Origin of the sequence: Aquamicrobium sp. LC103 (assembly GCF_001014615.2) — a bacterium.
In the GTDB taxonomy this organism is placed as follows: Bacteria; Pseudomonadota; Alphaproteobacteria; order Rhizobiales; family Rhizobiaceae; genus LBCQ02.
The window spans coordinates 366,914-378,483 of the sequence record NZ_LBCQ02000004.1 but is presented as its reverse complement, the minus strand read 5'-3'; the positions used below and the strand labels follow the sequence as shown (position 1 = coordinate 378,483).

At 64.3% G+C, this 11,570-nt stretch carries 9 protein-coding genes; all 9 read left to right on the top strand.

What is annotated here, in order from left to right:
- The first annotated feature begins 160 nt into the window (after positions 1-160).
- The 9 genes from dusB (at position 161) to hflX (ending at position 11,567) form a co-directional block, all read left to right on the top strand.
- On the top strand, positions 161-1,189 hold the full coding sequence (gene dusB, locus XW59_RS10625) for a tRNA dihydrouridine synthase DusB (protein ID WP_047144904.1): 1,029 nt from the start codon (positions 161-163) through the stop codon (positions 1,187-1,189).
- Positions 1,186-2,313 (top strand): nitrogen regulation protein NR(II), encoded by a 1,128-nt coding sequence (locus tag XW59_RS10620; RefSeq protein ID WP_047144903.1) that lies wholly within the window; start codon positions 1,186-1,188, stop codon positions 2,311-2,313. Before dusB ends, XW59_RS10620 begins: the two co-directional genes overlap by 4 nt.
- Positions 2,310-3,764 carry a nitrogen regulation protein NR(I) gene (ntrC, locus tag XW59_RS10615; RefSeq protein ID WP_047144902.1) on the top strand — a complete coding sequence of 485 codons (1,455 nt, stop codon included), beginning with the start codon at positions 2,310-2,312 and terminating at the stop codon, positions 3,762-3,764. Before XW59_RS10620 ends, ntrC begins: the two co-directional genes overlap by 4 nt.
- A 104-nt stretch (positions 3,765-3,868) precedes the next feature.
- Positions 3,869-6,154 carry a PAS domain-containing sensor histidine kinase gene (locus XW59_RS10610; RefSeq protein ID WP_082137510.1) on the top strand — a complete coding sequence of 762 codons (2,286 nt, stop codon included), beginning with the start codon at positions 3,869-3,871 and terminating at the stop codon, positions 6,152-6,154.
- Positions 6,144-7,505 (top strand): sigma-54 dependent transcriptional regulator, encoded by a 1,362-nt coding sequence (locus XW59_RS10605; RefSeq protein WP_047144900.1) that lies wholly within the window; start codon positions 6,144-6,146, stop codon positions 7,503-7,505. Before XW59_RS10610 ends, XW59_RS10605 begins: the two co-directional genes overlap by 11 nt.
- 1 nt (position 7,506) lies before the next feature.
- Complete coding sequence (trkA, locus tag XW59_RS10600) at positions 7,507-8,883, top strand: Trk system potassium transporter TrkA (RefSeq protein ID WP_047144899.1); 1,377 nt, start codon at positions 7,507-7,509, stop codon at positions 8,881-8,883.
- A 40-nt stretch (positions 8,884-8,923) separates the two neighbouring features.
- Positions 8,924-9,790, top strand: a complete 867-nt coding sequence (locus tag XW59_RS10595; RefSeq protein ID WP_047144898.1) for a D-amino-acid transaminase — start codon at positions 8,924-8,926, stop codon at positions 9,788-9,790.
- 139 nt (positions 9,791-9,929) lie between these two features.
- Positions 9,930-10,178, top strand: a complete 249-nt coding sequence (gene hfq, locus XW59_RS10590; protein ID WP_047144897.1) for an RNA chaperone Hfq — start codon at positions 9,930-9,932, stop codon at positions 10,176-10,178.
- A 102-nt stretch (positions 10,179-10,280) separates the two neighbouring features.
- On the top strand, positions 10,281-11,567 hold the full coding sequence (gene hflX / locus XW59_RS10585) for a GTPase HflX (protein WP_246666054.1): 1,287 nt from the start codon (positions 10,281-10,283) through the stop codon (positions 11,565-11,567).
- Positions 11,568-11,570 lie beyond the last annotated feature (3 nt).

The following is an 11,570-nucleotide window of genomic DNA, read 5'->3' as shown; positions in this document are numbered from 1 at the left end:
CGGCGCCTTGATTTCATGCTGAAAAGACGATTAGTGACCCGCCCTGCAAAAGGCCAGAGCAATTCCCTTTCGCCCATGGCTTTTGCCTATTTCGCAGTTGCACAATGGGAAAAAACTGGTTAGCTATTAGGCAATTGGCCTTTTTGCTTGGTTTTTGTGCATGCCTTCTCCCGCGGATTTGCTCGAACCGTTCGACCTCGGTCGAAACAGGATAGGCAATCGCCTCTTTCTAGCGCCGATGTCCGGAATAAGCGACGAGCCTTTTCGCCGCCGCGCGATCGGGCATGGCGCGGGACTCGTCGTGTCCGAAATGGTGGCGAGCTGCGAACTGGCCAAGGGCAAACAGGAATCGGCGCGTCGCATCCGCCGGCCGGACGTGCCGGTCCATGTCGTTCAGCTTGCCGGCCGCGAGGCGCAATGGATGGCGGAAGGGGCGAGAATCGCAGCGAGCGAGGGCGCGGACGTCATCGACATCAATATGGGGTGCCCGGCCAAGAAGGTGACGGGCGGCTATTGCGGCTCCGCGCTGATGCGCGATCCTGACCACGCGCTTTCGCTGATCGAGGCCGTGGTCGAGGCCGTCGACGTACCGGTCACGGTGAAGATGCGCCTCGGCTGGGACGAGGATGCGCTCAACGCCCCGCTGATCGCCCGGCGCGCGGAGCAGGCCGGGGTGCGCATGGTGACGGTGCACGGCCGCACACGCTGCCAGTTCTACAAGGGCAGGGCGGATTGGCGCGCCATCGCCTGCGTGAAGGAAGCCGTTTCCATTCCCGTCGTCGCCAATGGCGACGTTCAAAACCTTGCTGAAGCAGTTGAAATCCTTTCCCAATCCGGCGCCGACGCGGTGATGGTGGGGCGCGCGCACTACGGTGCGCCCTGGCTTGCCGGCGCGATCGCCGCCGAGGCCGCTGGCAAGAGCGCGCCCGGCGTCCCCACTGACGGGCGGAGCCTCGCAGGCTATGTCGCCTCGCACTACGAGGACATGCTCGCCCTCTACGGCATCGAATCCGGGCTGCGCCAGGCCCGCAAGCATCTCGGCTGGTACATAGACCGCCACGCGCCATCCGCCGACGCCCACGCGCGGCGGCTGATCATGACCTCGACCGATCACCGGCAGGTCATGAGCGAGCTCGCGCGCGTCCTGGTCTCGGCCTTCACGGAACCCGAATCGAAGAAAGCCGCATGAACACCCCCACCAATGCGGATGCAGCCAGCATCGTCCTCAACACCATCCGCCATCCGGTCATCATGGTCGGGCCGGATGGCAACATCACCTTCGCCAATGCCGACGCGGAGGATTTCTTCCGCTCCAGCGCCGCCATGCTCTCGCACTATACGCTCGAGCGCTTCGTCCCCTTCGGCAGCCCGCTTCTGGCCCTGGTCGAGCAGGTGCGGGAGCGCCGCGCGCCGTTCAACGAATATCGCGTCGACATCTCGTCGCCGCGGCTCGGCGCGGAGAAGATCGTCGATCTCTATGTCGCGCCGGCGCCCGAACTGCCGGGCTCGGTCGTGGTGATGTTCCAGGAGCGCTCGATGGCCGACAAGATCGATCGCCAGATGACGCATCGCGGCGCGGCGCGCTCCGTCACCGGGCTTGCGGCGATGCTTGCCCACGAAATCAAGAACCCGCTCTCCGGCATCCGCGGCGCCGCGCAACTTCTCGAAAGCGTCGTTTCGGACGAGGATCGCGCGCTCACCCGGCTGATCACCGACGAGACCGACCGCATCGTCTCCCTCGTCGACCGAATGGAGGTGTTTTCGGACGAGCGGCCGATCGAGCGCCAGCCCGTCAACATTCACGTCGTCCTCGACCATGTGAAGGCAATCGCCAAGAACGGTTTTGCAAGCAAAATCAAGGTAATGGAGGACTATGATCCATCTCTTCCTCCGGTTTACGCGAATCGCGACCAGCTCGTCCAGGTGTTCTTGAACCTCGTCAAGAACGCCGCCGAGGCGCTCGGCAACGAGCCCGGCGGCGAGATCACGCTTTCGACCGCATTCCGGCCGGGCATCAGACTCTCCGTGCCCGGAACCCAGGATCGCGTCTCGCTGCCGCTCGAATTCTGCGTCCACGACAACGGCCCGGGCGTGCCCAACGACATTCTGCCGATCCTGTTCGACCCGTTCATCACGACGAAGCCGAACGGCTCCGGCCTGGGGCTGGCCCTGGTGGCGAAGATCGTCGGCGAGCATGGCGGCGTGATCGAATGCGATTCCTCCGCGCGGGGCACGGTCTTCAGGATCCTGATGCCGACCTGGCGGGAGCCGCGCGGATATGAAGATATCTATCAGGAAGGACGTATGGCATGAGCATGCGCGGAAACATCCTCGTCGCGGATGACGATGCGGCCATCAGGACGGTGCTCAACCAGGCGCTGTCGCGCGTCGGGCACGAGGTGCGCGTGACTTCCAACGCCTCGACGTTGTGGCGCTGGGTTTCCTCTGGCGAGGGCGACCTCGTCATCACCGACGTGGTGATGCCGGACGAGAACGCCTTCGACATGCTGCCGCGCATCAAGAAGGCGCGGCCGGACCTGCCGGTCATCGTGATGAGCGCGCAGAACACGTTCATGACCGCGATCCGCGCCTCGGAGACCGGCGCCTACGAATATCTGCCCAAGCCTTTCGATCTCACCGAGCTTCTGACGATCGTCAACCGCGCGCTCTCCGAGCCGAAGCGGCATTCGCCGGAGCTGCGCGCCGAGGATCAGCCGGACCACATGCCGCTGGTCGGGCGTTCGCCCGCCATGCAGGACATCTACCGGATGCTGGCGCGGATGATGCAGACGGACCTGACGGTGATGATCACCGGCGAATCCGGGACCGGCAAGGAACTCGTCGCCCGGGCGCTGCACGAATACGGCCGCCGCCGCGGCGGTCCTTTCGTTGCGATCAATATGGCCGCCATTCCGCGCGATCTCATCGAATCGGAGCTTTTCGGCCATGAGAAGGGCGCCTTCACAGGCGCGCAGAACCGTTCCACCGGCCGTTTCGAGCAGGCCGAGGGCGGCACGCTCTTTCTCGACGAGATCGGCGACATGCCGATGGAGGCGCAGACGCGGCTGCTGCGCGTGCTTCAGCAGGGCGAATACACCACGGTCGGCGGACGTACGCCGATCCGCACGGACGTGCGCATCGTCGCCGCGACCAACAAGGACCTGCGCACGCTGATCAACCAGGGGCTCTTCCGCGAGGATTTGTTCTACCGCCTCAACGTCGTTCCGCTGCGGCTTCCAGCGTTGCGCGAGCGCTCCGAGGACGTGCCGGACCTCGTGCGGCATTTCTTCAAGCAGGGCGAGAAGGAGGGCCTGCAGGCCAAGCGCATCTCGCCGAACGGCATCGAACTGATGAAGCGCTATTCCTGGCCGGGCAATGTGCGCGAGCTGGAAAACCTCATTCGCCGGCTCGCCGCGCTCTATCCCCAGGACGAAATCTCCTCGGAGATCATCGAGGCGGAATTGCGCACCGGCGCGACGCCGCCGTCGGCGCAGGGGCCGTCGATCCTCCCCGACGATCTGTCGATCGGCCAGGCGGTGGAGCATTACCTTCAGCGCTATTTCACCGGCTTCGGCGGCGAACTGCCGCCTCCCGGCCTCTATCAGCGGATCCTGGCGGAGGTGGAATATCCGCTGGTGCTGGCGTCGATGACCGCGACGCGCGGCAACCAGATCAAGGCGGCCGAGCTTCTGGGGCTCAACCGCAATACGCTTCGCAAGAAAATCCGCGAACTTGGGGTTAACGTCTACCGCGCCTCGAAGTAGCCTTAAACGCCGTCTCAAGGAGGCCGGCGGGACGATTGAGCTTGTTGCACAATCGCCACAATGTGTTGCATACATGCAACGCGACCGAAGGCTGATTTGACCCGATGACGTTACACACCCACGCCATGCCCGCGTCGGCGCTTCCCGAGGGGAATCCCCCGGAAGCACGCCGCCTCATGGCGCTGCCGGGTATCGTCGCGGTCATCGGCGCGCTGATCGCCTCGGCGCTTTCCTTCGCGGTGCTTCTCGGCCTCACGCCGATCACGCCGGACCTGACGACCACCAACACGCTGATCGGCATCAACGCCGCCTTCATCCTGCTTCTGCTCGCGCTGATCATCCGCGAGGCGCACCGCATCTACATGGCCAGGCGGCGGGGCAGGGCTGCCTCCAGGCTTCATGTACGCATCGTCACCATGTTCTCGCTGGTGGCGGCCATTCCCGCGATTCTCGTCGCGATCGTCGCGGCGGTCACCCTCGATCTCGGTCTGGACCGCTGGTTCGAGTTGCGCACCAAGGTGATCATCAGCTCCTCGCTGTCGATCGCGGAAGCCTATGTCAATGAGAATGCCCGCAACCTGCAGGACACGACGCTGTCGATGGCCTACGTGCTCGACGCCAACCGCGCGCTTTACGGGCTCGACCGCACCGGCTTCCGCACGCTGATGTCGCAACAGGCGAAGGGCCGGGCGCTCGCCCACGCGGCGCTGATCCGTTCCGACGGCTCCTTCATCATGCAGGCCGAGACCGAGGCGGATTTCGATATCCCGACGCCGCCGATCGAAGCGGTCCACACCGCGTCGGACGGGCTTCCCGTCCTCATCCCGCCTTTGCTGCGCAACATCGTCGGCGCGATCATCAAGCTGCGCGATATCGATGACGCCTATCTCTACACGATACGCCTCGTCGACCCCGAGGTGATCAAGGCGCGCCAGATCGTGCGCGCCAATACCGACGAATATCGCGGGCTCGAGCAGAACCGGCTCTCCACGCAGGTCGCCTTCGCGCTGCTCTATCTCAGCGTTACCCTGATCATCGTTCTTGCCGCGGCCTGGACGGGCATCGCGGTCGCCGACCGTATCGTCCGGCCGATCAGGCAATTGATCGGCGCGGCCGACGAGGTCGCGACGGGAAATCTCGACGTCGCGGTGCCGGTGCGCCCGACGGATGGCGATGTCGCCTCGCTGGGCGACACTTTCAACGAGATGATCCTGCAGCTCAAGTCGCAGCGCAACGAGTTGATCACCGCCAAGGACCAGGTGGACGAGCGTCGGCGTTTCTCCGAGGCCGTCCTGGCCGGCGTCACCGCGGGCGTCATCGGCGTCGATGCCCACGGTACGGTCACGATCGTGAACCGTTCGGCCGAGGCGATGCTGGCGATCCGCGCCGATGGCTCCATCGGCCAGAATCTCGGCAACCTGCTGCCGCATGTCGGCCGCATATTCGAGAACGGCCGCCGCTCCGGCCGGGCGGTCTATCGCGAGCAGGCGACCTTCTATCGCACGGGTGCGGAGCGCACCTTCAACGTGCAGATCACGACGGAGGAGGGCAGGTCCGAGTCCCAGCCCATGTCCTATGTCGTGACGATCGACGACATCACCGACCTCGTTCAGGCTCAGCGCTCCTCGGCCTGGGCCGACGTCGCCCGCCGCATCGCGCACGAGATCAAGAACCCGCTGACGCCGATCCAGCTTTCCGCGGAACGCATCAGGCGCCGCTTCGGCAAGGTCATCACCGAAGATCGCGAGGTCTTCGACCAGTGCACCGAGACGATCATCCGCCAGGTGGGCGATATCGGCCGCATGGTCGACGAGTTCTCCGCCTTCGCGCGCATGCCGAAGCCCGACATGCAGTTGATCGACCTGCGCGACCCGCTTCGCGAAGCGTCGTTCCTCGTCGAGGTCAGTCGCAGCGACATCGAATTCATACGCGATTTCGGCGACAAGCCGCTGATGGGGACCTTCGACACGAGGCTTCTCAGCCAGGCTTTCGGCAATCTCATCAAGAACGCGGCCGAGGCCATCGAGGGCGCCGAGCGGGAAATCGGCCAGACCGGCGCCATCCTGGTGCGCGCCAGACGCGCCGGCAGCCAGATCGTCGTGGACGTGATCGACAACGGCAAGGGCCTGCCGCGCGAAAATCGGCAACGTCTGCTCGAGCCCTATATGACGACGCGGGAAAAAGGCACCGGCCTCGGTCTCGCAATCGTCAAGAAGATCGTGGAAGACCATGGCGGGCGGCTCGAACTGCACGACGCACCGGGCGATTTCCACGAGGGCCGGGGGGCCATGATCCGTATTGTGCTTCCGGCGGTCGATGCCGGATCGGCAAACGGGCCTTCGACGGCGAAGGCAGAAGAGAGGACGGAAAAGGTAAGAAATGGCGTCTGACATTCTAATCGTCGATGACGAGGAGGATATCCGCGAGCTCGTTGCCGGCATCCTCGGCGACGAGGGTCACGAGACCCGCACGGCCTTCGATGCCGACAGCGCGCTTGCCGCGATCGCCGATCGCGTGCCGCGGCTGGTTTTCCTCGACATCTGGCTCCAGGGATCGCGGCTCGACGGCCTCCAGCTTCTCGACGAGATCAAGAAGCAGCATCCCGACCTACCGGTGGTGATGATATCGGGCCACGGCAATATCGAGACGGCCGTCTCAGCCATCCGGCGCGGTGCCTATGATTTCATCGAAAAGCCTTTCAAGGCGGATCGGCTGATCCTGATCGCCGAGCGCGCGCTGGAGACCTCGAAGCTGAAACGCGAGGTTTCCGATCTCAAGAAGCGGTCCGGCGTGACCTTCGACCTCATCGGAATGTCGGCCGCCATGTCGCATCTGCGCCAGACGATCGAGCGCGTCGCGCCGACCAACAGCCGCGTCATGATCATCGGGCCATCGGGCTCCGGCAAGGAGATGGTGGCGCGGGCGATCCACGCCCTTTCGGCGCGCAAGAGCGGCCCCTTCGTCAGTGTCAACGCGGCCTCGATCACGCCCGAGCGCATGGAGATCGAGCTGTTCGGCACCGAGGCGAATGGTGGCGAGCGCAAGGTCGGCGCCCTGGAGGAAGCTCATCGCGGCATTCTCTATCTCGACGAAGTGGCCGACATGCCGCGCGAGACGCAGAACAAGATCCTGCGCGTCTTGGTCGACCAGCAATTCGAGCGCGTCGGCGGCACGAAGCGGGTGAAGGTCGATGTGCGCATCATCTCCTCCTCCGCCCAGAACATCGAGACGATGATTCAGCAAGGGCGTTTTCGCGAGGATCTCTACCACCGCCTCGCCGTGGTGCCGGTGATCGTGCCGCCGCTGTCGGAGCGGCGCGAGGACATTCCCTATCTGGTCGATCATTTCATGAAGCAGGTGGCCTCGCAGGCCGGCATCAAGATGCGGCGGATAGGCGACGACGCCATGGCGGTGCTTCAGGCGCACAACTGGCCGGGCAATATCCGCCAGTTGAAGAACAATATCGAACGTCTGATGATCCTCGCTCGCGGCGACGATGTCGAGGCGCCGATCACCGCCGACCTCCTGCCGCAAGAAATAGGCGACGTCATGCCGCGCGCGCCCAACCAGTCCGACCAGCACATCATGGCGCTGCCCCTGCGCGAGGCGCGCGAACTCTTCGAGAAGGAATATCTGCTTGCGCAGATCAACCGCTTCGGCGGCAACATCTCGCGCACGGCCGAGTTCATCGGCATGGAACGCTCGGCGCTGCACCGCAAGCTGAAGTCGCTCGGAGTTTGAGATGCGCGTCATCATATGCGGCGCCGGTCAGGTCGGTTACGGCATAGCGGAGCGGCTGGCGGCGGAACAGAACGACGTCTCCGTCATCGACACGTCGCCCGAGCTCATCCGCAGCGTCAGGGATTCGCTCGACGTGCGCGGTTTCGTCGGGCATGGCTCGCATCCCGACATTCTGGAAGCGGCCGGAGCGCAGCAGGCCGACATGATCATCGCCGTCACCCTGCACGACGAGGTCAACATGGTCGCCTGCCAGGTTGCCCACTCGCTGTTCAACGTGCCGACCAAGATCGCCCGCGTGCGTGCGCAATCCTACCTGCAGCCGCACTATATGGACCTGTTCTCGCGCGAGCACCTGCCGATCGACGTGATCATCTCGCCGGAGCTCGAAGTGGGCGAGATGGTGCTGAGGCGCATCGCCTTTCCCGGCGCGACCGACATCGTGCGCTTCGCCGACAACAAGATCATCATGATCGCCATCGAGTGCATGGAGGAATGCCCGGTCATCAACACGCCGCTGGAGCAGTTGTCGGAGCTTTTTCCCGACCTGCCGTCCACCGTCGTGGGTGTCTCGCGAGACGACACGCTCTTCGTGCCTCATTCCGGCGACCAGCTCTTTGCCGGCGATCTCGCCTATGTCGTGACGTCCAAGGAGCAGGTTCGCCGCACGCTCGGCCTGTTCGGCCACGAGGAGCAGGAAGCGACGCGGATCGTGATTGCCGGGGGCGGCAATATCGGCCTCTATGTCGCGCGCACGATCGAGAACCGCCAGAGCCGCACCAAGGTCAAGATGATCGAGAGCAACCGCGACCGCGCCGTGGCGATCGCCGACGGCCTCCGGCGCACCGTCGTCCTTCACGGCAGCGCGCTCGACCAGAAAATTCTCCAGGAGGCCGACATCCAGGAAGCCGACCTCATGGTCGCGCTGACCAATGACGACCAGGTGAACATACTCTCCGGCGTGATGGCCAAACGGCTCGGCTGCAAGGCCAACCTGGTCCTCATCAACAACCCGACCTATCACGACTTCACCGACATGCTCGGCATCGACGCGCATGTGAACCCCCGCTCGGTGACGATCTCGCGCATCCTGCAGCATGTGCGGCGAGGACGCATCCGCGCCGTGCACAGCATCCACCGTGGCGCGGCTGAAGTGATCGAGGCGGAGGCGCTGGAGACCTCGCCGCTCGTCGGTTCGCCCTTGCGCGAACTGGCGCTGCCGCCGGGCATGCGGCTCGGCGCGATCTACCGCAACGGCGAGGTGATCAAGCCCGACGGCTCGCTCGTCATCAAGCCAAAGGACCGCGTGGTGATGCTCGCCATGGCCGAATCGGTCAAACAGGTCGAGCAGATGTTCCGCGTCAGTCTCGAATTCTTCTGATCGCCGTCCGGCGACACGCAATTTCCAAGGAGAGGGATGAATGCCAAGGATAGCCTATGTCAACGGGCGCTATGTGCCGCACTCGATGGCTTCGGTGCATGTCGAGGACCGCGGCTATCAGTTCGCCGACGGCGTCTACGAGGTATGCGAGGTCGCGCGCGGCAACATCATGGACATGACGCGGCATCTCGACCGGCTGAGCCGCTCGCTGAGCGAGCTCAGGATCGACTGGCCGATGACGCGGGCGAGCCTCGAGTTGGTGATGAAGGAGGTCGTACGCCGCAATCTGGTGACGAACGGCCTCGTCTACCTGCAGGTCACCCGTGGAGTGGCGCCGCGCGACCATTTCTTTCCGGCGCAGGGCACGGCCTCGGCGATCGTCATCACCGCCAAGCGCGGCGATCCGCGCGCGGCGGCGAAGCGGGCGGAGCAGGGAATCAGGGTGATCACCGTTCCCGAAAACCGCTGGGAGAGGGTGGACATCAAGTCGGTCGGCCTCCTGCCCAACGTCCTCGCCCGCCAGCAGGCGCGCGAGGCAGGCGCCCAGGAGGCCTGGTTTGTGGATGAGGACGGGACGGTGAAGGAGGGCGCGGCGACCAATGCGTGGATCGTCACCGTGGACGGAACGCTCGTCACCCGCCCGGCGGATTTCGGCATCTTGCGCGGCGTGACCCGCACGACCGTGCTCGATATCGCCCGAAAGCTCGGCTTGAAGGTCGAGGAAAGGGGATTTTCGGTCGAGGAAGCCAAGGCCGCGAAGGAAACCTTCATCACCGCCGCGACGACCGTGGTAATGCCTGTCGTTGCAATCGACGGCGATCCGGTTGCCAACGGACATCCGGGTTCCGTCACACTTTCCCTCCGCGAAGCCTTTTTTGACGTTGCGGAAAAGACTCCAGCCTGTTAACGCCTGTGGCGAAAGGGGCCGGCGAAACGAATTCGCTTACCGCGAATGGTGGCGATAAGGCGGTAGTGTGCTTGACATGGGCCGATTAATTTGGCGCTACTAGAGGCACACCGCAGGGGATCGGCGAAAGACAAGAAAAATGGCGGAACGTACGCAAAATCTGCAGGACTTGTTCCTGAACTCAGTTCGCAAGAGCAAGAACCCTCTTACAATCTTTCTCATCAACGGCGTGAAGCTGACCGGGGTCGTGACCTCGTTCGACAATTTCTGTGTGTTGCTGCGCCGCGACGGGCATTCGCAGCTCGTCTACAAGCATGCCATTTCCACCATCATGCCGAGCCAGCCGGTTCAGATGTTTGATGGCGAGGAAAACGGCCGGGAAGGCTGATTGGCTCCATCGAAGCGGGCAGGGCGCAACGCTGACGGCGCCGAGGCGGGCGGTACCCCGCCGGCGGTCGCGTTGACGCGCGCCGTCATCATCGTTCCCGTCCTGACCAGGCAATCCAGGAATCAGGACGACGCGACCGCCGGACGGCCGCGTCTGGCGCGTTCTCCTCAGGCCCGCCTCGAGGAAGCGACCGGTCTTGCCGCCGCCATCGACCTGGAAACCGTCCATCGCGAGATCGTGACGGTCAACGACCCGCGTCCGGCGACGTTGCTTGGCGCGGGCAAGGTTGCCGAATTCGCGGAGATCATGAAGGAGCGGAAGGCGGAACTGGTCGTCGTCGACCATCCGCTGACGCCGGTCCAGCAGCGCAATCTCGAAAAGGAACTCAACGCGAAGGTTCTGGACCGCACCGGCATCATTCTCGAAATCTTCGGCAGGCGCGCGCGCACCAGGGAAGGCACGCTCCAGGTCGATCTCGCCCATCTCAATTACCAGAAGGGGCGACTGGTCAGGAGCTGGACGCACCTGGAGCGCCAGCGCGGCGGCGCCGGCTTCCTCGGTGGCCCGGGCGAAACCCAGATCGAGGCCGATCGGCGCATCCTTCAGGAGAAGATCGTCCGGCTGAAGCGCGAGCTCGAAACCGTGCGGCGTACGCGCGACCTGCATCGTGCGAAGCGCAAGAAGGTGCCTTATCCGGTCGTCGCCATCGTCGGCTACACCAATGCCGGCAAGTCGACGCTGTTCAACCGACTGACGGGTGCCTCCGTGCTTGCCGAGGACATGCTGTTCGCCACGCTCGACCCGACATTGCGCCGGGTGAGGCTGCCGCACGGGACGACGATCATCCTTTCCGACACGGTCGGCTTCATTTCCGATCTGCCGACCCATCTGGTCGCCGCCTTCCGAGCCACGCTCGAAGAAGTGGTCGAGGCCAATCTGGTCATCCATTTGCGCGACATTTCCGACCCGGACACGGCCGCGCAGGCGGAGGATGTCGAGCGCATCCTGCTGGACCTCGGCATCGACGCCGGCGATGCGTCCCGCGTGCTCGAAGTGTGGAACAAGGTCGACCGGCTCGAGCCTGCCGACCGCGAGCGTCTCGCCGAGACCGCGCGCGCCGATGGTTCTCATCCGGTCGCCATATCGGCGATCTCGGGCGAGGGGACCGATCGCCTGCTGGCGATCGTCGAGGAGCGGATTTCGGGCGAGGTCGCGACGATAACCGTGGTGCTGAAGCCCGAGGAGATCGGCGAGATCGACTGGCTCTACCGCAATGGCGAAGTGATCGAAAGGAAGGACCTGGAGGACGGCGGCGCCGAAATCCTGCTCAAGGCAACGGCCGATATCCGCCGCGAGATCGAGGAGCGGCTGGCGACGCGCAAGGGCTGAAAG